Source organism: Mesorhizobium sp. ES1-1, assembly GCF_020164785.1.
Taxonomy (GTDB): domain Bacteria; phylum Pseudomonadota; class Alphaproteobacteria; order Rhizobiales; family Rhizobiaceae; genus Mesorhizobium.
Window position 1 is genome coordinate 254151 of record NZ_JAIUGX010000004.1, and the last position, 23365, is coordinate 277515.

Genomic DNA, 23365 nt, shown 5'->3' on the forward strand with positions numbered 1-23365 from the left:
TTTCAGCGTTTTCCGTCTGGGGGGGGCAACCTGCCGGGAGACTCTGACTCAATGTTGCGGAAAATCTTGGTTTTTGGTCCGCCGTGAGAGGGGATGACGGGGAATGAAAAACAAGCATGTGGCCGTCCTGCTGGGTGGGTTTTCGTCCGAGCGGCCCGTGTCCCTGTCGTCGGGAAAGGCTTGCGCCGATGAACTCGAGAAGGAAGGCTACCAAGTCACCCGCGTCGATGTCGGGCGCGACGTCGGCTCGGTGCTTGCCGAACTCAAGCCCGATGTCGCCTTCAACGCGCTTCATGGTCCCTTTGGCGAAGATGGCACCATCCAGGGCATCCTCGAATATCTTGGCATTCCCTACACCCATTCCGGCGTGCTTGCGTCGGCGTTGGCCATGAACAAGGAGCAGGCCAAGCGGGTCGGCAAGTCTGTCGGCGTCCCTGTCGCCGAGTCAAAGGTAGCCAACCGCTTCGCCATCCAGAACAAGCATCCGATGAAGCCGCCTTACGTGGTCAAGCCGGTCAACGAAGGGTCGAGCTTCGGCGTCGTGATCGTGCATGAAGGCCAGTCGCATCCGCCGCAGCTTATCGGCTCGTCCGAGTGGCGATATGGCGACACCGTCATGGTGGAGCGCTACGTGCATGGCCGCGAGCTTACCTGTGCTGTCATGGGCGACGTGGCGCTGGGGGTCTGCGAGATCATTCCGACCGGCCATTCCTTCTACGACTATGATTCAAAATACGTCGCCGGGGGATCAAAGCACGAATGCCCCGCAAAACTTTCACCGAATATTTACCAAAAAATACAAACACTGGCGCTCAAGGCTCACCAAGCGATCGGCTGCCGGGGCGTTTCCCGGTCGGACTTCCGGTATGACGATCGGCATTCCGAAAACGGCGAGATCGTCTGGCTCGAGGTCAACACCCAACCGGGAATGACTCCGACGTCGCTGGTGCCTGAGATCGCCGCCCAGGCTGGGCACTCGTTTGGCGATTTGTTGAGTTGGATGGTGGAGGACGCTTCGTGTCTGCGTTGAAATGGGGACAAGGTAGGGAGAGGAGCGCGGCTGGGCCAGCGTTGTTCGGCCTGTCGTTGTCATTTGACCATTTCGTGCTGCCGCGCATGCTTCGCCGCCCGGTGCGCGTCCTGGCGCGACTGGGCGTCGGTGAAGTGCAGCCGCCACGTTTCCTGATGGGGGTCATGTCGGCCGTGCTGCTTGCCTCGAGCGGCGTCTACGGCGCCTGTCTCGGCGGCCACGCCGACGGTATCGTTCAAAGCATCACCGCCCGCACCGGATTTGCCGTCGACCAGGTCAAGGTGGTCGGCAATCGCCAGACCTCGGAGATCGACATCCTCGATAGGCTGGAGCTCGACGGCTGGACGTCGCTGATCGGCTTCGATGTCGAGGCGGCGCGCGAGCGGATTTCGGGCCTGCCTTGGATCGAGGTCGCGGCTGTGCGCAAGGTCTATCCGCACACGCTCGAAGTGCGCGTCGAGGAGCGCAAGGCCTTCGCGCTGTGGCAGCAGGGCGATAAGCTCTCGGTCATCGAGCAGGATGGCGCCGTGATCGCGCCGTTCTCCGGCGGCAAGCAGGTGCTGCTGCCGCTGCTGATCGGCACCGGTGCGCCGGCCATGGCGCCCGATTTCCTCGCGAGGATGGAAAAATATCCCGAGCTCGCCAGCCGGGTCAAAGGCTATGTCCGCGTCGGCGAGCGGCGCTGGGACTTGAAGCTCGACAACGGCATCACCGTCAAGCTTCCCGAGGATGGCGAGGATCAGGCCATCGCCGAACTTGTCGGCATGGACCACGACAATGGGTTGTTGTCGCGCGATATCGCGGCGGTCGACATGCGCCTGTCGGACCGGCTGGTCGTGCAGTTGACGCCAGAAGCCGCGACGCAGCGCGAAGCCGCGCTCAGCGAGAAGCCGAAGAGCCTGAAACACAAGCCGGAGACGAAGATATGAGCTGGCTCGGCGGTTCTGGCGATGCCTCGTCGCGCCGTTCCGGCACCCTTACGGTGCTGGATGTCGGTTCGAACAAGGTCTGCTGCATGGTGGCCAAGCTCAAGCCGCGCGAAGACGGCAAGCTGCTGCGCGGCCGCTCGCACCGAATCCAGGTCGTCGGCATCGGCCACCAGAAATCGCAGGGCGTGAAGTCGGGGGTGATCGTCGATCTCGACCGGGCCGAACATGCCATCCGCCTTGCTGTCGACGCCGCCGAGCGCATGGCGGGGCTGACGGTCGATTCGCTGATCGTCAACATGACGGCGGGCAGGCTGAAGAGCGAAGCTTTTTCGGCGACCATCAACCTTGGCGGCCATGAGGCCGACGAGGCCGACATCAAGCGCGTGCTGGGCGCCGGCGCCAAGCAGGCGCTGAAGGCCGAGCGCGAGGTCGTCCATTCGCTCCCCGTGGGCTTCTCGCTCGATGCCGAGCGCGGCGTGCGCGATCCACGCGGCATGGTTGGCGACACGCTCGGCGTCGACATGCATGTGCTGACGGGCGACGCCGCGCCGATGCGCAATCTCGAACTTTCCATCAACCGCTCGCATCTGTCGGTCGAGCGCATGGTGGCGACGCCCTATGCCAGCGGCCTGGCCGCACTGGTCGACGACGAACTGGAAATGGGCGCCGCCTGCATCGACATGGGTGGCGGCACGACGACAATCTCGGTGTTCTCGGAAGGCAAGTTCGTGCATGGCGACGCCATCGCCATCGGCGGCAATCATGTCACGCTGGACATGGCCAAGGGGCTTTCGACCTCGCTCGATGCCGCCGAGCGGCTGAAAGTGATGCATGGCTCGGCCCTGCCGGGCAGCGCCGACGACCGCGACCTGGTGTCGATCCAGCCGATCGGCGACGATGGCGACGTGCCGCTGCAGATACCGCGCTCGGTGATGACCCGAATCGTGCGTGCCCGCATCGAAGAGACGCTGGAACTGTTGCGCGACCGGCTGAACAAGTCGGGCTATGGCAACGCGGTCGGCAAGCGCGTCGTGCTGACGGGCGGCGCCAGCCAGCTGGCCGGCCTTCCCGAAGCGGCAAGGCGCATTCTGGGGCGCAACGTGCGCATCGGCCGTCCGCTTGGCGTGGCAGGTCTGCCGGAAGCGGCGAAAGGCCCGGCGTTTTCGGCCGCGGTCGGGCTTCTGATCTATCCGCAGATGGCGAGTTTCGAGAGCCATCATGCGAAAGGAATTTCCGGTCTGAGAATGACCGGAACAGGCGGAAAACTGCATCGCATGAGTCAGTGGTTGAGAGACAGTTTCTAATTGACGGGGACAGCCCCATTAGGCGGCCGCGGCGGCGAAGCGGCGTTAAAGGCAAAAGGACGGAGACAATGACCATCAATCTGCAGAAGCCGGACATCACCGAGCTTAAGCCGCGCATCACCGTGTTCGGTGTCGGCGGCGGTGGCGGCAATGCCGTCAACAACATGATCACCGCGGGTCTGCGGGGCGTCGAGTTCGTCGTTGCCAACACCGATGCGCAGGCGCTGACCATGTCGAAGGCCTCCCGGCTGATCCAGCTTGGCGCGCATGTCACCGAGGGTCTTGGCGCCGGATCGCAGCCTGAGGTCGGCCGCGCGGCCGCCGAAGAATGCATCGATGAGATTCTCGATCATCTGACCAATACCCATATGTGCTTCGTCACCGCCGGCATGGGCGGCGGCACCGGCACCGGGGCAGCACCGGTCGTTGCCCGCGCCGCGCGTGAAAAGGGCATCCTCACCGTTGGCGTCGTCACCAAGCCGTTCCATTTCGAGGGCCAGCGCCGCATGAAGACGGCGGATCTGGGCATCGAGGAATTGCAGAAATGCGTCGATACGCTGATCGTCATCCCCAACCAGAATTTGTTCCGCCTCGCCAATGACAAGACCACCTTCGCCGATGCCTTCGCGATGGCCGACCAGGTGCTTTACTCAGGCGTCGCCTGCATCACCGACCTGATGGTCAAGGAAGGCCTGATCAACCTCGACTTCGCCGACGTGCGTTCGGTGATGCGCGAGATGGGCAAGGCAATGATGGGCACGGGCGAAGCTTCGGGCGAGGGCCGCGCGATGGCCGCCGCCGAGGCCGCCATCGCCAACCCGCTGCTCGACGAGACCTCGATGAAGGGTGCGAAGGGCCTGCTGATCTCGATCACCGGCGGCCGCGACCTCACCCTGTTCGAAGTCGACGAGGCCGCCACCCGCATCCGCGAGGAGGTCGACCAGGACGCCAACATCATCCTCGGCGCCACCTTCGACGAGGAACTCGAAGGCGTCATCCGAGTCTCGGTGGTTGCAACGGGCATCGACAAGTCCGCGGCTGAAATCGCCGCCGCGCCGATCTCGATCCGCAGCGCGCCGCCGAAGCCGACCGGCCGTCCCGCGGTCGCCGCCGTCGAAAACCGCCCGTCGGCTGTCCAGCAGCCGGCTTACGAACCGCGCGCCGTCGACCCGGTCGCCGAAGCGATCAACCTGGCTGAAGCGAATGCCGCGGCCATGGCCCATGCGCGCCCGGCGCCCGTTGCTCACGCTGACGATTTCCGTCCGCAGAGCAAGATCTTCCAGGCTCCGCCCGCAGCGCCGCAGCCGATGCCGCAGCCCGTGGTCCAGCAGATGGTCCAGCCGGTTCAGCAGCCTCGCGAAGTTCTGCAGACCGAAGCGCCGCGCCCGGTCCAGATGGCTCCGCAGCGCATGCCGCGCGTCGAGGACTTTCCGCCGGTGGTGAAGGCCGAGGTGGATGCCAAGGGCCGTCCGCAGGATCATGAGAACAGCGGGCCGATGGGCCTTCTGAAGCGCCTGACGAATGGCCTGACCCGCCGCGAGGAAGAGCCTGCCCGCCTGCAACCGGCGCAGCCGCGTGAACCCAAGCTGCGGCAGGCCGCGCCTGAAGTGCGCCGTCTTGCCAGCCAGGATTCGCAGCTCTACGCACCGCGCCGCGGCCAACTCGACGACCAGGGCCGCCTGACGCCGCAGGTGAGGCCGACTCACGACGACGATCAGCTGGAAATCCCGGCCTTCCTGCGCCGCCAAGCCAACTGATTGGTAAACGCACAGTAATGATTGTTAACGGGCGAGCAGGGTTACTGCTTGCCCATTAACGTTTAAAAGCATGCTATATCAAGAGGTTACGTTGGGCTTGGATCTCGGCGAGCGGTTACAAAGGGTAAGAAACCGTGATTTGGAGTATCCCACCCGCAACATTATCTTGGCTGCCTACCATGGTCGGTGCGTCGGGATTTCGGGGGAAATTGCCTCGCCCGCCGATTCAAACAAGAGCCGCGCGCTCCAGTGGCGAAGCGGACCCAGGCAATACGGGCTTATGGGGATTGTTTTGCACGACCATCAGACGACATTGAAGACGCGCGCGTCGCTTACCGGCACCGGCGTCCACAGCGGCAAGGAAGTTTCCATCAGCTTCGTGCCGGCGGATGCCGATACCGGCGTCGTCTTCCATCTGTCCAACGAAAGCGGTCAAATCCGTGAATTCCGCGCCCTGGTTTCGGAAGTTGGTGCAACGGATCTCTGCACCATGCTGGGTGACCCGGCCGGAGAGCATATCGCCACGGTCGAGCATATCATGGCCGCGCTATTCGGACTTGGCATCGACAATGTCGTGATCGAGATCGACGGCCGCGAGGTCCCCATTCTCGACGGAAGCGCGATGGCGTTTGTCGATGCCATCGATCAGGCCGGCATCGAGGCGCTGCCGGTCAAGCGGCGCTATATCAGGGTGATCAAGCCGGTTCGAATCGAGAACGGCGCCTCGTGGGCGGAGTTCAGGCCCTATGACGGCACCCGTTTCGAGATCGAGATCGATTTCGAAAGTCCGGCCATCGGCCGTCAGCTTTTCGCGTCCGACCTGAACGCCGATATTTTTCGCCGCGACATCGCGCGCGCCCGCACCTTCGGCTTCATGAAGGATGTCGAGCGGCTGTGGGCGGCCGGCTATGCGCTCGGTTCGTCGCTGGAGAATTCGCTGGTTATCGGCGACGATCACCGCGTCATCAATATGGGCGGCCTGCGCTACCCCAATGAATTCGTCCGCCACAAGACGCTTGACGCCATGGGCGATCTGGCCTTGGCCGGCGCCCGCTTCATAGGCTGCTTCCGCTCCTATCGTGGCGGCCACAGGATGAATGCCGCCGCTTTGCGCCGGCTGCTGTCGGACCGCACCGCGTTCGAGATCGTCGAGACGACGCGCCGCGAACGGGGACGGACCGCCGAGATGAACGCCGTCAAGGCTCCACTCTACGCGCCTTGGATGATCTGATTCTTCGCCGTTTTTCGGATTTCAGAACGACCCACGGGCTGTTGCATGGATGTATCACCCCTTGGGGAAATCGCCTGGTTGGCCAGGTAGCGCCCGACCGCCACAAAAATGTGCGATTGGCCGGAGATAGCGTTGCCCGGCACGGCGGTTATGGTTTATGGCTGCTGCCGTCGATTAGTGCATGGCGCTTGAAGTTGCTTGCTTGTTTTGTGACGGCGACATGCGACAAGCATTGAAACAACGCCGAAAGGGCGGAATCCAATCATGGTCTTCAAGCGAATTGGTCAATCGAAAGCGCCGCGGCCTTCCGTCTTGTTGGCGCTTTCGATGGTCGTTCCATCGCTCCTCCTTTCGGCCTGCATGTCGTCGGAAAAGGATATCGACCTGTCGACCTATGTCGACCAGACCGAGCCGGCGGATGTGCTCTATAATCAAGGCCTCGCCAATCTGAACGCCGGCCGCCTGCAAGAGGCGAGCCGCAAGTTCGATGCGGTCGACCGCCAGCATCCCTATTCGGAGTTTGCCCGCAAATCGATGGTGATGGGCGCCTTCGCCGATTATCGCCAGGGCCATTATGACGAGGCGATCAGCTCCGCCAAGCGCTATCTCACGCTCTACCCGTCGACCGATGACGCCGCCTATGCTCAGTACATTATCGGCTTGAGCTACTACCGGCAGATCAAGGATGTGACACAGGATCAGAAGGAAGCGCGGCAGACCGTGCAGACGATGCAGGATCTGGTGACGCGCTGGCCGACGTCGGAATATGTCGACGATGCCAAGGAAAAGATCCGTTTTGCCAATGATCAGCTCGCCGGCAAGGAGATGCAGATCGGCCGCTATTATCTCGAGCGCCGCGAGTACATCGCCGCAGTCAAGCGCTTCCGCACCGTTGTGGAGACGTATTCCAATACGCGTCACGTCGAGGAAGCGCTGGCCCGCCTGACCGAAAGCTACTACGCGCTGGGGCTGACCTCCGAGGCGCAGACGGCCGCGGCCGTGCTCGGCACGAACTACCCCGACAGCCCGTGGTACAAGGACTCCTACAAGCTGCTGCAGAGCAATGGGCTTGCGCCGCGCGAGAACGCCGGCTCGTGGATTTCCAAGGCCGGGAAGCTGATCACCGGCGCCTGATGCAGGCGTAGAGATGCTTTCCAGACTGTCGATCCGCGATATCGTCCTGATCGAGAAGCTGGACATCGACTTCGCGCCCGGTCTTTCCGTGCTGACGGGCGAGACCGGCGCCGGCAAATCCATCCTGCTCGATGCCCTGTCGCTGGCGCTCGGCGCGCGCGGCGACGCGTCTCTGGTGCGCCATGGCGCGGGGCAGGGCCAGGTCATCGCGGTCTTCGACGTGCCGCGCAACCATCCTGCTCGCGCCCTGCTTGCCGAGAACGCCATCGACGATGATGGCGATATCATCCTGCGTCGCTTGCAGACCGCGGACGGCCGCACCCGGGTCTTCGTCAACGACCAGCCTTCGAGCGTCACTCTGATGCGCGATGTCGGCCGCGCGCTGGTCGAAATCCACGGCCAGCACGACGAACGCGCTCTCGTCGATCCCGGCGCCCACCGCGAGCTGCTCGATGCGTTCGGCGGCCATGTCGGCGTCGTTCGCTCGACGGCCGAAGCGTGGCGGCATTGGCGCGACTGCGAGCAGGAGCTTTCACGTCATCGCGCCAAGGTGGCGGCGGCCGCCCGCGAGGCGGACTATCTGCGTGCCGCAGTGGCGGAATTGACCAAGCTCGACCCGCAACCCGGCGAGGAGACCGACCTCGCTGAAGTGCGTGCTTCAATGATGCGGGCGGAAAAGATCGCGTCGGAAATCCATGATGCTCAGGATGTGCTCTCCGGCCCGTCCTCGCCGCTGCCGCAACTGGCAAGCCTGCTCAGACGGCTGCAGCGCAAGGTAACGGAAGCGCCCGGCCTGCTCGATGATGTGGTGAAGTCGCTCGACGAGGCGATGCTGTCGCTGGACGCGGCGCAATCTGGCGTCGAGGCAGCGTTGCGGGCGACCGAATATGATCCGCAGCGGCTGGAAAAGGCCGAGGAGCGGCTGTTCTCGTTGCGGGCGGCGTCCCGCAAGCATAGCGTCGCCGTTGACGATCTGGCGCAACTGCGCGACACGATGTCGGCCGATCTCGCCGATCTCGATGCCGGCGAGGGGCGTCTGCACGGGCTGGAAAAGCAAGCGGCGGCGGCGCGCGAGGCATATGACAGCGCCGCCGCGCAGCTTTCCTCGCTTCGCCATGCCGCGGCCGTCGGCCTGACCAAGGCCGTCATGGCCGAGTTGCCGGCGCTGAAGCTCGAGCGCGCGGCCTTCATCGTCGAACTGGCAAGCGATGCCGACAACCGCATGGAAGAAGGCATCGACCAGATCGAATTCTGGGTGCGCACCAATCCCGGCACGCGGCCCGGGCCGATGATGAAGGTCGCATCCGGCGGCGAGCTGTCGCGCTTCCTTCTGGCGCTGAAGGTGGCTCTGGCTGATCGCGGTTCGGCGCCAACGCTTGTTTTTGACGAGATCGACACCGGTGTTGGCGGTGCCGTCGCCGATGCCATCGGCCAAAGGCTGGCGCGGCTGTCGAAGCGCGTCCAGGTGCTTTCGGTGACGCACGCACCGCAAGTGGCGGCTCGGGCAGCGACCCATTTCCTGATCTCCAAGTCCGGCGGCGCCGACCGGGTCGCGACAGGCATTGCCGAGATGGACCGGCCGGCGCGGCAGGAAGAGATCGCGCGCATGCTGGCCGGCGCGACGATCACCGACGAGGCCCGCGCAGCCGCCGAGCGACTGCTACGTGAGAACACCGGCGCTTCCTGATCCTGTCCAGGCTGAGGCTTCTGAACTGAGTCAGCAGATGGCTGCATGCCGCTGTTTGCGCGTTGTTTTGCCAGATTCTGGTTCCCGCCGCTCCAATTCCTGATCTATTGTCCGCACCAACAGCAGCCGGGTGTGCACATGTCCGAAAAACCAGTCGATGCCTTGACGCAGAGCGAGGCCGAGGCAGAACTGAAGCGCCTGGCCGAGGAGATCGCCGAGCACGACCGGCGCTATCATACCGAGGACGCGCCTGTTATCACCGATGCCGAGTACGACGCGCTGGCGCGGCGCAACCTTGCCTTGGAAGCGCGTTTTCCGGCTTTGATCCGCGAGGATTCGCCGTCGCGGCGGGTCGGCGCCGCGCCGGCGGAAGGCTTTACCAAGGTGCGCCACGCCGTCCCAATGCTCAGCCTCGCCAAGGCCTATACTGATCAGGACGTCGCCGATTTCATAGAACGGGGCCGCCGCTTCTTCGACCGCGACAAGGACCTTGAGATCGCGTTCACCGCGGAGCCGAAGATCGACGGGCTGTCGGCATCGCTGCGCTATGAGGGCGGGGTGTTCGTGCAGGGGGCGACACGCGGTGACGGCGCAGTCGGCGAGGACATCACCGCTAACCTCAGGACGATCGCCGACATTCCCAAGAAGCTCGAAGGGTCAGGCTGGCCGGAGATCATCGAGATTCGCGGCGAGGTCTACATGACCTACGCCGAGTTCGAGGCTCTCAAGCAGCGTTCGGCCGCCTTGGGTGGGCAGGAGTACGTCAACCCGCGCAACACTGCGGCAGGGTCGCTACGCCAGAAGGATGCTTCGGTCACCGCCAGCCGCAATCTCAAATTCTTCGCCTATGCGTGGGGCTATACCACGCAGGATCCGGCAGCGACGCAGTATGAATCGGTGCAGAAATTCGCCGATTGGGGATTTAGGATCAGTCCCCTGATGGTGCGGGCGAAATCGGTCGAGGACCTTGTCGCGCACTATCACCTCATCGAGGAGCAGCGCTCGTCGCTCGGCTACGACATCGACGGCGTCGTCTATAAGGTCGACCAGCTCGAGCTCCAGCGGCGGTGGGGGTTCGCCACCGGCGAGCCGCGCTGGGCGATCGCGCACAAATTCCCCGCCGAGCAGGCGATGACCACCGTGCAGAAGATCGACATCCAGGTCGGCCGGACCGGCACGCTGGCGCCGGTCGCGCGGCTGGCCCCCGTCAGCGTTGGGGGCGTCGTGGTGGAGAATGTCACGCTGCACAATGAAGACTATATCAAGGGCTTCGACAGCAACGGACAACCGATTCGAGACGGCATCGACGTGCGCATCGGCGACACTGTCGTGATCCAGCGGGCAGGGGATGTAATTCCCCAGATCGTCAGCGTCGTCATCGACAAGCGCCCTGCAGATGCGGTGCCTTACGAATTCCCACATGTCTGTCCGGTGTGCGGCTCGCCGGCGACGCGTGAGGTCAACGAAAAGACCAGCAAGGAAGATTCGCGCCGCCGCTGCACCGGCGAACTGATCTGCGCCGCGCAGGCCGTCGAACAATTGCGTCACTTCGTGTCGCGCGGCGCCATGGACATCGAAGGCCTCGGCTCGGAAAATATTGACCTGTTTTTCAATGCCGGACTGATCAAGACCGCCGCCGATATTTTCACACTCAAGCAGCGCCGTACCGCCGTCACCAAGGCGCTGGCCGAGCGGCGCGAGGAGCAGGCCAGGCTGCGCGAGGCCGCGTCCGGCAAGACCCGCAAGAATGTGCGAGGCGTCGAGGACCGCAACTATGAAGGCCTCGACAAGCTGTTCGCCGCCATTGATTCGCGCCGTGAACCTGAGCTCGACCGTTTCATTTTCGCCCTCGGGATCCGCCATATCGGCGAGACGACCGCCGCCTTGCTGGCAAAGACATTCTCGACGGTCGAGGAACTGATCCGGGTCGGTAAGGAGACGGCTGCGGCCGATGATCCGCACACGGTTTTCCCATCGATCAACGGCATCGGCGATACGGTGATCGATGCGTTGCGCGATTTCTTCGGCAATGAGCGCAACGATGCCGTGCTTGACGCGCTGCTCGAACAGGTCCACCCGAAGCCTTACATCGTGACCCTCTCGGCAGACAGTGCCGTCGCGGGCAAGACGATCGTGTTCACGGGCACGCTGGAGAAGATGACGCGCCCGGAAGCCAAGGCGATGGCGGAACGTCTCGGCGCCAAGGTCGCGGGCTCGGTGTCGGCGAAGACCGATCTGGTGGTGGCCGGGCCTGGCGCCGGTTCCAAGCTGAAGCTTGCCAGCGAGCTGGGCATCGAGGTGATCGACGAGGACGCCTGGCTGGCGCGGATCGGCAAGGCGTGATGGAAGGCGCGTTCAAGGGCTTCGGTCAAAAGGCCATCCCGTTCCTGAAAGCGCTGGATTTCCACCAGAGCCGGGAGTGGTTCCTGGAAAATCGCGACCTGTTCGAAAGCGAGTTGCGCGATCCGCTGGGCGACCTGGTCGAGACGCTGACGCAGCGCTTCGCGCAGGCCGGGCTTGGCCTGCGCGGCGACCGCAAGAAATCGCTGTTCCGCATCAACCGCGATGTACGCTTTGCCAAGGACAAACGGCCCTACAACCGGCACCTGTCGGCGATCCTGTCTCCCGATGGCAGCAAGATGGAACAGGGCGTGTTCTATGTTCATATCGGGCTGGAGGGCTGCTTTGCAGGAGTGGCCTGGTGGCAGCCGGGGCCGCAATTGCTGCTGGCGATGCGCAAGGCGATTGCGATGAAGCCGCGTGAATTTCGCGCTATGGTGGCGGCGTTGAGCAAGCAGGGGCTTCAACTCGACGCCGAAGGCTGCATGAAGCGCACGCCGCGCGGCTTCGAACAGGTCACCGATGAAGACCTGGTCACAGCGATCCGCAACCGGCATTTCGTCGTTCGGCACGCCATCGATCAGGCCGCGATCCATGGTCCGGCGCTGGCGGACGAGCTCGTCGATTTCGCTGTGCGCGCAAAGCCGCTGCTGGATTGGGGCAGGGCAATCGAGGGCCGAACCACGCAGGATCAGGGTTCGGTCCCGACGGCCTGACGATCATTTCCGCTGATCGTTGGCTCAAGCGAATTCGTGTGACAAGGTTGGCGGCTGCACCTAAATACCGCCGCTCCCGAGGGAGTGGTCGATGACGACGGATGCAATTTCCGAGAGCAGCGCGAAGAGCGATTTCTGGCAAGGCGTGCGGCTGTCCATGCCGGTCGTGGTCGCATCGGCGCCGTTCGCGGTCTTGTTCGGCGCACTCGCGGTCGAGCAGGGGTTCTCGGTCCTCGAAGCGTTCCTGATGAGCGCGCTCGTCTTCGGCGGGGCCAGTCAGATGGTCGGCATCCAGTTGTTCGGCCAGCATGTCGCACCGTGGCTCATCGTGCTGTCGATCTTTGCCGTCAATTTCCGCCATGTGCTCTATTCCGCCGGCATCGGGCGACGCATCGCGCACTGGCCGCTGATCCAGAAGGCGCTCGGCTATTTTATCCTGACCGATCCGCAGTTCGCGGTGGCCGAGGCGAGGGCGCAGTCCGGCCAGACGGTCGGCTTTGCCTGGTATCTCGGACTTGGGCTGCCGGTCTATGTTCTGTGGATTGTCGAAAGCGCGTTGGGCGCAGTGTTCGGCAAGCTCATCCCCGACACCCATGCGCTCGGCATCGATTTCCTGCTGCCGATCTACTTCCTGGGTCTTGTGCTGGGCTTCCGCAAGCGGCCCCTGTGGCTGCCGGTGGTCGTCGCCAGCGCCGTCGGCTCCATCATCGCCTACAAGACGGTCGGCTCGCCCTGGCACGTTTCGATCGGCGCCGTCACCGGCATCCTGCTCGCCGTCATCCTGCCGCCCCGCCACAGCGGCGTGGAGGCGCGACCGTGAGCACGACATTCTGGATCATCATCGCGGCGGCGATCGCGACTTATCTCACGCGCATCGGCGGGCATCTGGTCATCTCGCGTTTCGAGAACATCCATCCGCGCGTAGAGGCAGGATTGAACGCCGTGCCGGCGGCAGTTCTAACGACGCTGGTGGCGCCTGAAATGTTGAATGCAGGACCAGCGGAATGGGCTGCACTCGTGGTCACGGCTCTGGTGTCGCTGCGCGGCGGGCTGATGCCGATGTTTCTGGCTGGAGCCGCGGTGTTGATCGCGGCTCGGCAGTTCGTGGGCTGATCTTGCGGGCGCCATCGGTTTGGACCGTTGGCGCTGCCCCTCATCTGCCTGCCGGCATCTTCTCCCGTATAGTGACGGGGAGAAGGGAACTGAGGGCAACGCCGGTGCCGTTCTTGCAACGTCAGATTCGCGAAGGCGGCGATGATAGCCTCCTTCTCCCCGTCGCTATACGGGGAGAAGGTGCCGGAAGGCGGATGAGGGGCAGCGCGGCAGTCCTCCAAGTTGAATATCGGTCACTTCAAATCTTCGCGTCATGCGGCAGGGGCGCAGTCGCTTTCTCAAGCCAGGCCAGCGTCTCGCCGTCGAGCATCGGGCCGATCTCGGCCAGCACGCGGGCGTGGTAGGCGTCGAGCCATTGCAGTTCGTCGCGCGTCAGCAGGTCGGTGCGTACCAGCCGCTTGTCGATCGGCGCCAGGGTCAGGGTCTCGAAGCCGTGCATGGCGATGTCGCCGCCTTCGATCGGCTCCGCCGGCGTCACCAGGATGAGGTTCTCGATGCGGATGCCGTAGGAGCCTTCCTTGTAATAGCCGGGCTCGTTGGACAGCATCATGCCCTCGAGCAGCTTTTCTGTGCCGGTACGGGCGATACGCTGCGGCCCTTCATGGACGGCCAGGTAAGAGCCGACGCCATGGCCGGTGCCGTGGGCGAAATCGCAGCCGTGCCGCCACAACGCCACGCGGGCGACGGCGTCGATCTCGGAGCCACGCGTGCCGGCGGGGAAGCGCAAGGTGGAGATGCCGATCATGCCCTTCAGCACAAGGGTGAAGCGTTCGCGCATCTCTTCGGTCGGCTCGCCGATGGGCACGGTTCGGGTGATGTCGGTGGTGCCATCCTGGTACTGGCCGCCGGAATCGAGCAGGAACAGTTCGCCCGCTTGAAGTTTGCGGCTGGTGGCGCGCGACACGCGGTAATGCATGATGGCGCCGTTGGGGCCAGCGCCCGAGATCGTGTCGAAGGACACGTCGCGCAGAGGCATCTGCGTTTCCTCGCCGGTCGCCCGCCGGGTCTCCTCCAGCCTGGTGACGACGTCGATCTCGTCGAGGCTCCCTGGCTCCTGGCGGTCCAGCCAGCACAGCAACTTGGCGATGGCGGCGCCGTCGCGACGGTGAGCGGCGCGGCTGCCATTGATCTCGGCCTGGTTCTTGGTGGCGCGCGGAATGCGGGCAGGGTCGGCGGCCGCGATGACGGCGCCGCCATTCTCCTCGACAAGCATGCGCAATTTGTCCGCCGCCAGAACCGGATCGAGCGCGATCTTCGCGCCATCCTTGGCGAGGGCAACAACCGCCGCTTCGAACTCAGCCGGCCCGTGCAGATCGGCAAGCTGCGTGAGATAGGCCGCGACCTGGCGCGAGAATTTGCGCTGATCCATGAACAGCTGGTGTGATCCGTCGGCGGCAAGAATGGCGAAACCCAGAGCCAGAGGCGTGTGCGGCACGTCGCCGCCGCGAATGTTGAAGGCCCAGGCGATGGAGGACGGGTCGGTCAGTACGGCGTGGGTGGCGCCATCCGAGCCGATGGCAGCCGCGAGCCGCGCCAGCTTGTCCCTGGCCAGCTCGCCGGCAAAGCCGATCGGGTGAATCTCGACGGGGGCGGCAGGCGCTTCCGGCTGATCAGCCCAGATGATGTCGATCGGGTTCTGGTCGAGCGGCACCAGGACCGCTCCGGTCTTGTCCGCCGAGGCCTGCAGAGCCTTGACCTCGCTGATCGTATGCAGCCACGGATCGAAACCAAGTCGCGCTCCTTTGCCCAGATTGTCCTTGAGCCAGGAGGCAGGTGGATTGTCGACCAGGCTTTCGATCGAAAAGATGTCAAGATCGACCTCGCCGCGCACCTGCAACGTGTAGCGGCCGTCGACAAAGACGAAGGCCCGCTCGCGCAGCACGATGGCGACACCGGCCGAGCCACTGAAGCCGGTCAGCCATTTCAGCCGAGCCGAACGATCGGCGACATATTCGCCCTGGTGTTCGTCGGCGCGCGGAATGACAAACCCGTCGAGGCCATTCTCCGCCATCCATTTGCGCAGCAGTTCCACGCGCGGTTTGCCGACGGTCGGGTCGCCTGCGGAATCGAAGGTCTGGAACATTGTGGGCCTCCTCTATTCGCGCGACCGTAGCCTACGGCCCTGGAAATCGGAATCGATTTCCAGGGGGGCAAACTGCTACGGCGTCGCCTGGCTGACAACAGGCTGGGCTTGGTCCAAGCCGGTCTCAGTGCTTGAGGTGGATGGTCACCCAGCCTTCGCGGTGCAAGGTGCGCACATGGCGGAAATTCTGACCGACATAGGCCGAGATGACGGCATCGCGCTGGCGCTCGAGGATGCCGGAGAGCACGATCGAGCCGCCAAGTGCGATATGACCGGCCATCTGCGGCGCCAGCCGCATCAGCGGGCGCGCCAATATGTTGGCGACGATGAGATCGAAGGGCGCGCGCTTGCCGAAGATCGGGTGGTGAAAGCCAGGCGCGGTCACCGTCTCGATCAGCGCCTTGACGTGGTTGAGCCGGGCATTTGCGGCGGCGACCCTGACCGCCACCGGATCGATGTCCGTGGCCAACACGGGAATATGCGCCAGCTTGGCAACGGCGATGGCCAGCACCGCACTTCCGGTGCCGAGGTCGAGCGCGTTGCGCGGGCGCTCGCGCCGCACGACCTTCTCCAGCATTTCCAGGCAGCCTGACGTGGTGCCATGGTGGCCAGTGCCGAAGGCAAGGCCGGCCTCGATCTCGATTGCGAGTTCGCCGCTGTGTCGCTTTGCGCGATCATGCCCGCCATGGACGAAGAAACGTCCGGCGCGCACCGGCTTCAATCCTTCCAGCGAGCGCGCGACCCAGTCCACGTCCGGCAGCGCCTCGCGCTCGATGAGCGGCGACAGCGAAAGACCGGCGAGTATGTCCTTTACCCGCGCCTCCACATCGTCGACGTCGTCATCTGCATAGAGCGAGACTTCGTGGATGTCCTTGTCCTCGTCGACCTCGAGCACCGAGATCGGCAGGCCGTCATCCTCGAAGGCTACTTCGAACGCCGCGAAGACGCGCTCGGCCTCGATCTTGCCGGTGATGAAATGCAGCCGCGTCTGGGTCATGGATTCCATTCTTGTTGAGCGTGACGCGATACGGTCACGCCTAGCCTTTGGCCGCCAGCCGTTTCAGCTTGGCGATGGCGGTCTCCGCGCCTTCGCCATAGGCGATCGTGCCGGCAAACTCGCCCTTGCCGTCCAGCAGCAGGACCGACGCCGTGTGGTCCATCGTGTAGTCGCCGTCGCCGGTGTCGACCTTTTTCCAATAGATGCCGAAGGACTTGGCCATGGCGTGGACCTTATCGGGGTCGCCGGTGATGCCGGTGATCCGGTCGGAAAAATTGCTCACATAGGTGTTCATCACTTCGGGCGTGTCGCGCTCCGGGTCGACCGAGACGAAATAGGCATGCAGGTTCTTGCCGTCGTCGCCAAGGGTCTTCAGCCAGCCGGCGAGTTCGAACAGCGTGGTCGGACAGACCTCCGGGCAATGGGTGAAGCCGAAGAACACCACACTCGGCTGGCCTCTGAACGCGGCCTGTGTGATCGGCGCGCCTTTCTGGTCGACCAGGGTGAAGGCGTCGCCATAGGGCTTGCCGCCATACAAACTTCTGTACCAGTTGAACGTCATCATCCCTGTGACACCCGCCATCAGCACGAGGATGCCGATCAGGATGAAGCGCATTGTGGGGGATGGTTGAGTGGACATAGCGGTTGACCCAAGCAGAACTGTACATGCTGTGAACTCTGGGCGCGGTGGCGAGAATCCAGATTTCGAGAGCGTGCGACCATAGTGTTTCGTTTGGCCGGACGCAAAGAGGTCGCGTTGACGCAACCGGTTCGCGGTTTGGTTAGCCAGGCGACTTGCAAAGCTGCGCGGTTCGTCCCACCTGTGACCGGCAACTCGAAACGCAGGAGGCTGGCTTGCCACGATTGACCGGGCGAAAACTCATCGGCAGCGCACTGGCCGCCTCCACGATGCTTGGCGCCGCCAACGCGATGGCCGAGGAAGTCGGCAAGGTCGGCGTGGACTGGGTCGGCAACGATATCATCGTCGAAGCGATCAAGGACCCGAAAGTTGAGGGCGTCACCTGCCACGTTTCCTATTTCGATCGAAGTGTCATTGACCGGCTGCATAAGGGCAATTGGTTCGAAGACCCGTCCGATTCCTCGATCTCCTGCCGCCAGACCGGCCCGATCACCATCGGTGACATCGACATGGGCGAAGGCGGCGAGGAAGTGTTCAAGCAAGGCATCAGCCTCATCTGGAAGAAGCAGGTGGTGAACCGCATCTACGATAAAGCCAACGAGACGCTGATCTACCTGTCGCATTCGCGCCAGGTCCAGGATGGCTCGGCCAAGATGTCGGTGACCACGGTGCCGCTTTACGGACAGAACGTGGTGTGGAGCAACGGAAAGCCGAAATAGGCGTCCAGCGCCGCGTTGCGACTGGCTCACGGACGATTGCTGCCGCCTTGCGGGAGCAATCGCTCGGGGGTAAAGCGGCCGGCATGGATCGTTCCGAAGCTCTCGTGCCAAAGGATTCCGCACCGCGCATCCATACGACGGCGGAACTGAAGGCATGTAAACTCGCCCGCTATGTCTCGATCGGCGAGCGAGTGGTGCTGCGCGAGGTGACCGTCGGCGACTTCTCCTATTTCGAGCGCCATTCGGAAGCCATCTACACAACCATCGGCAAGTTCTGTTCGATCGCCGCCAACAGCCGTCTCAACGCGCTTGAACATCCAATCGAGCGGCTGACTCAGCACAAGGTCAGCTATAGGCCGAACGAGTATTTCCGCTGGCTGGGGGTCGATGCCGCGTTCCGCCAGCGGCGGCAGGCGAAAGAAGTGACCATCGGCCATGATGTGTGGATCGGCCACGGCGCGGTGATCATGCCGGGCGTGCATATCGGCAATGGCGCAGTCGTCGGCGCCAATGCAGTGGTGACGCATGATGTGGCCCCTTACACGATCGCGACCGGCGTGCCCGCCAGACCCTTGCGGCCGCGTTTCGTCGACGACATCGCGGCACGGATCGAACGCCTGGCCTGGTGGGACTGGCCGGTCGACAAGCTGGCTCGCGCTGTTCCCGACATGCAGACCATGTCCATCGAGATGTTCCTCGATCGCTGGGAGTCCGACGGCATTTCAGCTTCCGCCCGCCAATAGGCGGAGCCGGTCCGTGGCCGCCATCGCGGCGGTTCGGTTGCTGCGGTGGGGAACCGGACACCGCGCGAAGTGTTTCTTGTGGGGGCACTAATGGACTTGGATCATGGAAAAAATCTTCACCAAGGTCGCCAACAAAGTCGCCCATCTGGCCGGGTTGCCTCTGACATTCGCCGCTTGTTGCCTGATCGTCATTGTCTGGGGCGTGAGCGGACCAGTGTTCGGCTTCTCGGACACCTGGCAATTGGTGATCAACACCGGCACCACCATCATCACCTTCCTGATGGTGTTCCTCATCCAGAATACCCAGAACCGCGACGGCGCCGCCATGCAGGCCAAGCTCGACGAACTGATCCGTGTCAGCAAAGGTCACAATCACTTCATCGGCATCGAGCATTTGACCGAGTCGGAAGTCGAGGAAATCCGGGCGAAATGCGAGAAGGCGGCGAAACGTTACGACCAGCAGCGCGAGGAGAAGATCGCCACCATGGCTGCGAACAAAGTCGAGGCGCGCAAGCGTACGGCTAACAAGAAGAGCGCTGCATAGTTCGGGCCGTCATCTCATTGCTTCATGAACGCCGCGAAGGGCTCCTTGTAATCGGGATGCCAGCGCGACAGGGCCGGGCGGTTCTCGATGATGTCGCCGATTGCCCAGGCCATGCGCTTTTCGTCCAGTGGGCGCGCCGCCTCATTGTCCGGGCACAGAATGTAGAAGTCGCGCAGCGTCATCGACTCAAGCATGAAATCGACCACCTGCTCGCCGGTCCATGCTCCCGCCGGCTTCTCGGTGGCGCCCACGGTGAGCCCGGTATAGGTGAAGCCCGGGATAAGCAGGTGCGCGGCGACATGGGCGCCGGGCTCGTTGCGCAGCGCGTGGGCAAGGCCCTCCGTAAACGTCTTCACGCCGGCCTTGGAGACATTGTAGGCGAGGTTGCCGGGCGGCGTGGTAATGCCTTGCTTGGAGCCGGTGTTGACAATGAGTCCGGGCTTTGCAGCCGCCAGCATGCGCGGCGCGAAAGCCTCGACACCATGGACGACGCCCCAGAAATTGATGTCCAGCAGCCGCCTCCAGGCTTCGCGATTTTCCCACGGCTTGCCGGGGTTGTTGCCGATGCCGGCATTGTTCATCAGCATCGACACGCCGCCGAACGCGCCGAATGCCCGGTCAGCGAGGCGGTCGACCTCATCGGCCTTCGAGACATCCGTCGCCACGGCGAGCACAGCTTCATCGCCAGCGATGGCGGCGACGGCGCGGGAGGCATCGTCGAGGCGTGTGCCGCCAATGTCGGCCAGCACGATCTTCATGCCCATCAGCGCCAGCCGCTTGGCGGCCGCGAGGCCGATGCCGCTGGCGGCGCCGGTGATCACGGCGGTTTTGCCTCGGCCAAGCGCGGGCAGAGCGTTCTGGATTTCGACGTCGGTGATCATAGGCAGGCTTCCTTGCTTTATGCGCGCAACTTAGTGCTGGTACAGGCCGGTGCAAGCCCGTAACGGCACGTGCCCGGGTTGACCACTCAGGTCCTTACCGCGCATGTTGGCGTGGTAATGGAGATTGCCTGTTGACGGACTGGGTTGAAATTCTGAAGGAGCAGACGCGCACCGGGGACCAGATGGGACGGGAAGTGCCGCAAATGCTTGCCGATCCCGACATCAGCGAAGCGCAGGTGAGAACGCTGTTCTCTGCACTGGAAAAACAGGCCGAATTCGTCGAGAAACTGCGTATGGCGCTGGAAAAGTTCGGCCATGATTTCCCGATCATCAAGGCGGCCGAACGGTTGGAGGAGCGCTATGGCGATCTTGCCGCGTCCGTGGCCGAAAAGCTGAAGGCTATGCGCAAATAGGCTATCTATCGAGGACCCGCGAGAAACGCGTGTCCGGCACCAGCCATACCAAGGCGACGGCGACGTAGAGCCCCACTCCGATCCATCGGTCGACGAAGGTGAGCGCTATGGCGGCGATGTAGACGGCGAGGGAAAGCCTTCCCTTGCGGTCATTGCCCACCGCCTTGGCAAAGGCAGTGTCCGGTCCGTGCAGCCGATGCAGCGCGGTGACCAGGATGGTGTAGGCCGTCGCGCACATGACGAGGTCGAAACCGTAGACCGCGACCGGAACCGTGGCGAAATGGTTTTCGCCCATGAAGGCGGTGGTGACGGGCATCAGCGACAGCCAGAACAGCAAATGCAGGTTGGCCCACAGGACGCGGCCGTCGACGCGCTGCACGGTGTGAAACATGTTGTGCAGATTGTTCCAGTAGATGCCGACATTGACGAAGGACAGCACGTAGCACAGGAAGACCGGCCATTGCGGCAGCAAGGCCGAAAAGTCCTCACCCTCGGGCACCTTCAAATCCAGGACCATGATGGTGATGATGATGGCGACCACGCCATCGGTGAATGCCTCGACCCTGCCTTTGCCCATGAAGGTCCCTTATCCCGCTCCCGGCAGTCTAGACCAGGCGACCGCCGCCGTTAAAGGCTTCGATCCGGTTCTCAACCGTTCGGTGTTCCAGTCGACAGACCGGCGCGCTGTCGGGGAACGCCCAGGCCGGTATCCGGGGGCTCGCCGCCGGCCGGCCTGTCCTCGATCATGTGCGTGTTGCGCCAGTTGCCGAAGCGATAGTAGGCGGCGGCCAGCACCAGCGAGGTGATCGAGCCGGCGGGAAAACTCCACCAGAGCGCTTCCTCGCCGAGTAAGCCCCGCATGAAATAGGCAAAGCCGGTACGCACGATAAGGACCGAGATCACCAGGATGATCAGCGGCGGCATCACGGCCCCGGTGGCGCGTACGGTGGCGAACAGCACGATGGTGATGCCGAACAGGATGAACGACCACGACGCCACGGTGTTGATGTGGACGGCGATGTCGATCGCGGCGCTCTCGCGGCTGAGGAACAGGCCGAGGATCGAGCGGTCGAACAGCCACAGCAACGCGACGAGCGCGCCGGTCAGGACCAGGTTGAAGCCGACGCCGGAGGCGGCGATGCGGCCGATCCGGTCCCAGCGCCCCGCGCCGACATTCTGTGCCGCCATGGACGAGACCGCAGCGCCGATGGCCAGCGCCGGCATCTGGATGTAGGTCCATAGCTGGGCGGCGATGCCATAGGCGGCGGCAACACGGGAGCCGTAGCCGTTGACCATGCCCATCACCGTCAGCGCCGATGCCGAGATGACGATCATCTGCAGGCCCATGGGCACGCCCTTGAAGACGACGAAGCGCAGCAAGGCCGGGTCCGGCCGCAGCAGCGCCAGGTCGGCGCCGGCCAGCCGCAGCGGATGCCTGCGCGCATAGAGCGCTATGAGAAGTGCGATCGCGCTGACGGTCTGCCCGATCAGGGTCGACATTGCCGATCCGGCGATGCCGAGTTCGGGGAAGGGGCCGATGCCCCGAATGAGCAAGGGGTTGAGCACGATGTCGAGCGCCACCGCCAACGCCATGAAGAAGAACGGCGTACGGGAATCGCCGGCGCCGCGCAGCACGGTCATGACGAAGGACAGAAGGTTCATCATCGGCACGGCGATGAAGATGATGCGCAGATAGGAGCGTGCCAGCGGCAACGCATCGGCCGGTGTGCCGAGCGCGTTGAGGATCGCGTCGACCCAGATCCAGCCGCACACCGCGAACACCACCGAGATGGCGAAGAAGAAGCTGGCGCTGGTGCCGACGATGCGGCGCGCCTCCGGCAGGTCGCGGGCGCCGACCGACTGTGCGACCAGGATGGTGGCCGCCATGCCGATGCCGAACACCGTGCCCAGGATGAGGAACAGGACAAGGTTGGCATTGGAGGTCGCGGTCAGCGCCGATTCGCCCAGGAAGCGGCCAACCCAGACGGCGTTGATCGACCCGTTGAGCGATTGAAGCACGTTGGAGCCGAGCACAGGCAAGGCGAACAGCAGCAATGTTCGGGGAATGGGACCGCTGGTCAGGTCGCCGGTGCGCCGGCGCGGCAGCATTTTTTCGGTCATGGCGGCTACTCGGCAAGGTTTATCTGGATTTGCCCGGTTGCCGGGCCAAGCGAACGGTCAGCACAGTGGGACAAGGCCCATTGCTGTAACCTGTTCTCAAAACGATCGGAATGGGATATTGCTCCCAGGACATCCTTATCGGATGTGTGGATAGCCGGGGGGCCAATGTCCAATACTTCGCTGTTTTCCGAGCGCCTGAGCCGGCGCGCGTTCCTGGGTGCGTCTGCTTTGGGCGCGGCGTCGCTGGGGCTTTCAGCCTGTACCACGACGGACGTCGCGCCGCCGATGGCCGCGGCGCCAACCAATCCGGCAACAGGCGATCCCGCACCTGCCGATCCGGCATCAGGCGACACGGCCAGCATGTATGCGGCGCGAACCGATGAAGGCTATCAATTGCCGGCAATCCCGGTTGCCAAGCTCGATCCGAGATTCGTGCGCCAGATCGTGGCCGACCCGACCGGCGAAAAGCCAGGCACGATCGTCGTCGATGTCTCCGAGCACTTCCTCTATCTGGTACGCGAAGACGGCAAGGCCATGCGTTATGGCGTCAGCCTGGGCAAGGCCGGTTTCGGCTGGACCGGCAGCGCCGTGATCCAGGCGCGCAAGAAGTGGCCGGTGTGGACGCCGCCGCCGGAAATGATCAAGCGCCGGCCGGAACTGGCCAAATACAAGGACGGAATGCCGCCTGGCCCGCAGAGCCCGCTTGGCGCGCGCGCCCTCTATCTGTTCCGCGACGGCAAGGACACGATGTACCGGCTGCACGGCACGCCCGAATGGGAGTCCATCGGCAAGAACGCTTCGTCGGGCTGCGTGCGCTTCATGAACCAGGACATCATCGACCTATACAGCCGCGTCAACGGCCCTGCGCAGGTCTTCGTTCGCCCGAACCTGTCGGCCGCCGGCAAGAACATGGCGGTGTCGAACAGGACGGCCGAGCCGATCGATGCCGGCGTGCCGAAGGATGCGGAGTTCCTTAAATAGCG

General features: G+C 63.7%; 22 protein-coding genes. 16 read left to right on the top strand and 6 right to left on the bottom strand.

Translation table 11 applies throughout. The features are described from left to right. Positions 1-103 precede the first annotated feature (103 nt). From LB513_RS09005 to LB513_RS09055, 11 genes are all read left to right on the top strand, one after another. Positions 104-1030: a D-alanine--D-alanine ligase gene (locus LB513_RS09005; protein ID WP_224663124.1), complete on the top strand. Its 927-nt coding sequence runs from the start codon at positions 104-106 to the stop codon at positions 1028-1030. Beyond that, positions 1018-1959, top strand: coding sequence for a cell division protein FtsQ/DivIB (locus LB513_RS09010; protein ID WP_224663125.1), 942 nt, complete (start codon positions 1018-1020; stop codon positions 1957-1959). The genes LB513_RS09005 and LB513_RS09010 overlap by 13 nt, the downstream gene beginning before the upstream one ends. After that, a complete protein-coding gene (gene ftsA, locus LB513_RS09015) occupies positions 1956-3263 on the top strand; it encodes a cell division protein FtsA (RefSeq protein ID WP_224663126.1) in 1308 nt (435 codons plus the stop codon). The genes LB513_RS09010 and ftsA overlap by 4 nt, the downstream gene beginning before the upstream one ends. Positions 3264-3331: 68 nt before the next feature. Then, positions 3332-5020, top strand: a complete 1689-nt coding sequence (gene ftsZ / locus LB513_RS09020) for a cell division protein FtsZ (protein ID WP_224663127.1) — start codon at positions 3332-3334, stop codon at positions 5018-5020. A 280-nt stretch (positions 5021-5300) separates the two neighbouring features. After that, positions 5301-6251, top strand: coding sequence for a UDP-3-O-acyl-N-acetylglucosamine deacetylase (gene lpxC, locus LB513_RS09025; RefSeq protein WP_224663128.1), 951 nt, complete (start codon positions 5301-5303; stop codon positions 6249-6251). A gap of 264 nt (positions 6252-6515) precedes the next feature. Further along, positions 6516-7385 carry an outer membrane protein assembly factor BamD gene (locus LB513_RS09030; RefSeq protein WP_224663129.1) on the top strand — a complete coding sequence of 290 codons (870 nt, stop codon included), beginning with the start codon at positions 6516-6518 and terminating at the stop codon, positions 7383-7385. Between the two features lie 13 nt (positions 7386-7398). After that, positions 7399-9072, top strand: a complete 1674-nt coding sequence (gene recN, locus LB513_RS09035; protein ID WP_224663130.1) for a DNA repair protein RecN — start codon at positions 7399-7401, stop codon at positions 9070-9072. Between the two features lie 138 nt (positions 9073-9210). Further along, entirely contained in the window at positions 9211-11415 is a 2205-nt protein-coding gene (gene ligA / locus LB513_RS09040; protein ID WP_224663131.1) for an NAD-dependent DNA ligase LigA, read from the top strand. Next, positions 11415-12128 carry a DUF2461 domain-containing protein gene (locus tag LB513_RS09045; protein ID WP_224663132.1) on the top strand — a complete coding sequence of 238 codons (714 nt, stop codon included), beginning with the start codon at positions 11415-11417 and terminating at the stop codon, positions 12126-12128. Before ligA ends, LB513_RS09045 begins: the two co-directional genes overlap by 1 nt. A 91-nt stretch (positions 12129-12219) precedes the next feature. Next, the gene (locus tag LB513_RS09050) at positions 12220-12948 is read left to right on the top strand and encodes an AzlC family ABC transporter permease (protein WP_224663133.1); all 729 of its coding nucleotides are present in this window, start codon (positions 12220-12222) and stop codon (positions 12946-12948) included. Continuing rightward, positions 12945-13241, top strand: coding sequence for an AzlD family protein (locus tag LB513_RS09055; protein ID WP_224663134.1), 297 nt, complete (start codon positions 12945-12947; stop codon positions 13239-13241). The genes LB513_RS09050 and LB513_RS09055 overlap by 4 nt, the downstream gene beginning before the upstream one ends. 238 nt (positions 13242-13479) lie before the next feature. On the opposite strand, the gene LB513_RS09060 is transcribed toward LB513_RS09055, so the two are convergent. The 3 genes from LB513_RS09060 to LB513_RS09070 form a co-directional block, all read right to left on the bottom strand. Further along, complete coding sequence (locus LB513_RS09060) at positions 13480-15324, bottom strand: aminopeptidase P family protein (RefSeq protein WP_224663135.1); 1845 nt, start codon at positions 15322-15324, stop codon at positions 13480-13482. Positions 15325-15448: 124 nt separating this feature from the next. Beyond that, positions 15449-16321 carry a 50S ribosomal protein L11 methyltransferase gene (locus tag LB513_RS09065; RefSeq protein ID WP_224663136.1) on the bottom strand — a complete coding sequence of 291 codons (873 nt, stop codon included), beginning with the start codon at positions 16319-16321 and terminating at the stop codon, positions 15449-15451. 40 nt (positions 16322-16361) lie between these two features. Then, the gene (locus tag LB513_RS09070) at positions 16362-16961 is read right to left on the bottom strand and encodes an SCO family protein (RefSeq protein ID WP_224663137.1); all 600 of its coding nucleotides are present in this window, start codon (positions 16959-16961) and stop codon (positions 16362-16364) included. A 269-nt stretch (positions 16962-17230) separates the two neighbouring features. Here LB513_RS09070 and LB513_RS09075 point away from each other — a divergent pair, with 269 nt between their 5' ends. The 3 genes from LB513_RS09075 to LB513_RS09085 all read left to right on the top strand — a co-directional run bounded on the left by LB513_RS09075 (position 17231) and on the right by LB513_RS09085 (position 18967). Continuing rightward, on the top strand, positions 17231-17680 hold the full coding sequence (locus tag LB513_RS09075; RefSeq protein ID WP_224663351.1) for a CreA family protein: 450 nt from the start codon (positions 17231-17233) through the stop codon (positions 17678-17680). An 83-nt stretch (positions 17681-17763) separates the two neighbouring features. Further along, on the top strand, positions 17764-18423 hold the full coding sequence (locus LB513_RS09080; protein WP_224663138.1) for a DapH/DapD/GlmU-related protein: 660 nt from the start codon (positions 17764-17766) through the stop codon (positions 18421-18423). A 103-nt stretch (positions 18424-18526) separates the two neighbouring features. Continuing rightward, entirely contained in the window at positions 18527-18967 is a 441-nt protein-coding gene (locus LB513_RS09085; protein WP_224663139.1) for a low affinity iron permease family protein, read from the top strand. A gap of 14 nt (positions 18968-18981) precedes the next feature. On the opposite strand, the gene LB513_RS09090 is transcribed toward LB513_RS09085, so the two are convergent. Beyond that, positions 18982-19848, bottom strand: coding sequence for an SDR family NAD(P)-dependent oxidoreductase (locus tag LB513_RS09090; protein WP_224663140.1), 867 nt, complete (start codon positions 19846-19848; stop codon positions 18982-18984). 131 nt (positions 19849-19979) lie between these two features. On the opposite strand from LB513_RS09090, the gene LB513_RS09095 reads away from it, so the two are divergent. After that, positions 19980-20261 carry a hypothetical protein gene (locus LB513_RS09095; RefSeq protein ID WP_224663141.1) on the top strand — a complete coding sequence of 94 codons (282 nt, stop codon included), beginning with the start codon at positions 19980-19982 and terminating at the stop codon, positions 20259-20261. 1 nt (position 20262) lies between these two features. Here the strand turns inward: LB513_RS09095 and LB513_RS09100 are convergent, their stop codons facing one another. Together LB513_RS09100 and LB513_RS09105 are read right to left on the bottom strand one after the other, a co-directional pair. Further along, positions 20263-20838 (bottom strand): TMEM175 family protein, encoded by a 576-nt coding sequence (locus tag LB513_RS09100; protein WP_224663142.1) that lies wholly within the window; start codon positions 20836-20838, stop codon positions 20263-20265. A gap of 71 nt (positions 20839-20909) precedes the next feature. After that, positions 20910-22382, bottom strand: coding sequence for an MATE family efflux transporter (locus LB513_RS09105; RefSeq protein ID WP_224663143.1), 1473 nt, complete (start codon positions 22380-22382; stop codon positions 20910-20912). Positions 22383-22547: 165 nt separating this feature from the next. Here LB513_RS09105 and LB513_RS09110 point away from each other — a divergent pair, with 165 nt between their 5' ends. Then, complete coding sequence (locus tag LB513_RS09110) at positions 22548-23363, top strand: L,D-transpeptidase (protein WP_224663144.1); 816 nt, start codon at positions 22548-22550, stop codon at positions 23361-23363. Positions 23364-23365: the final 2 nt, after the last annotated feature.

What these genes read in the sequence shown, in the direction of transcription:
- LB513_RS09005 (WP_224663124.1), top strand. Translation starts at nt 104, where the DNA reads ATGAAAAACAAGCATGTGGCCGTCCTGCTGGGTGGGTTTTCGTCCGAG.
- ftsA (WP_224663126.1), top strand. Translation starts at nt 1,956, where the DNA reads ATGAGCTGGCTCGGCGGTTCTGGCGATGCCTCGTCGCGCCGTTCCGGC.
- ftsZ (WP_224663127.1), top strand. Translation starts at nt 3,332, where the DNA reads ATGACCATCAATCTGCAGAAGCCGGACATCACCGAGCTTAAGCCGCGC.
- lpxC (WP_224663128.1), top strand. Translation starts at nt 5,301, where the DNA reads ATGGGGATTGTTTTGCACGACCATCAGACGACATTGAAGACGCGCGCG.
- LB513_RS09030 (WP_224663129.1), top strand. Translation starts at nt 6,516, where the DNA reads ATGGTCTTCAAGCGAATTGGTCAATCGAAAGCGCCGCGGCCTTCCGTC.
- recN (WP_224663130.1), top strand. Translation starts at nt 7,399, where the DNA reads ATGCTTTCCAGACTGTCGATCCGCGATATCGTCCTGATCGAGAAGCTG.
- ligA (WP_224663131.1), top strand. Translation starts at nt 9,211, where the DNA reads ATGTCCGAAAAACCAGTCGATGCCTTGACGCAGAGCGAGGCCGAGGCA.
- LB513_RS09045 (WP_224663132.1), top strand. Translation starts at nt 11,415, where the DNA reads ATGGAAGGCGCGTTCAAGGGCTTCGGTCAAAAGGCCATCCCGTTCCTG.
- LB513_RS09050 (WP_224663133.1), top strand. Translation starts at nt 12,220, where the DNA reads ATGACGACGGATGCAATTTCCGAGAGCAGCGCGAAGAGCGATTTCTGG.
- LB513_RS09060 (WP_224663135.1), bottom strand. Translation starts at nt 15,324, where the DNA reads ATGTTCCAGACCTTCGATTCCGCAGGCGACCCGACCGTCGGCAAACCG.
- LB513_RS09065 (WP_224663136.1), bottom strand. Translation starts at nt 16,321, where the DNA reads ATGACCCAGACGCGGCTGCATTTCATCACCGGCAAGATCGAGGCCGAG.
- LB513_RS09070 (WP_224663137.1), bottom strand. Translation starts at nt 16,961, where the DNA reads ATGTCCACTCAACCATCCCCCACAATGCGCTTCATCCTGATCGGCATC.
- LB513_RS09075 (WP_224663351.1), top strand. Translation starts at nt 17,231, where the DNA reads ATGCTTGGCGCCGCCAACGCGATGGCCGAGGAAGTCGGCAAGGTCGGC.
- LB513_RS09080 (WP_224663138.1), top strand. Translation starts at nt 17,764, where the DNA reads ATGGATCGTTCCGAAGCTCTCGTGCCAAAGGATTCCGCACCGCGCATC.
- LB513_RS09085 (WP_224663139.1), top strand. Translation starts at nt 18,527, where the DNA reads ATGGAAAAAATCTTCACCAAGGTCGCCAACAAAGTCGCCCATCTGGCC.
- LB513_RS09090 (WP_224663140.1), bottom strand. Translation starts at nt 19,848, where the DNA reads ATGATCACCGACGTCGAAATCCAGAACGCTCTGCCCGCGCTTGGCCGA.
- LB513_RS09100 (WP_224663142.1), bottom strand. Translation starts at nt 20,838, where the DNA reads ATGGGCAAAGGCAGGGTCGAGGCATTCACCGATGGCGTGGTCGCCATC.
- LB513_RS09105 (WP_224663143.1), bottom strand. Translation starts at nt 22,382, where the DNA reads ATGACCGAAAAAATGCTGCCGCGCCGGCGCACCGGCGACCTGACCAGC.
- LB513_RS09110 (WP_224663144.1), top strand. Translation starts at nt 22,548, where the DNA reads ATGTCCAATACTTCGCTGTTTTCCGAGCGCCTGAGCCGGCGCGCGTTC.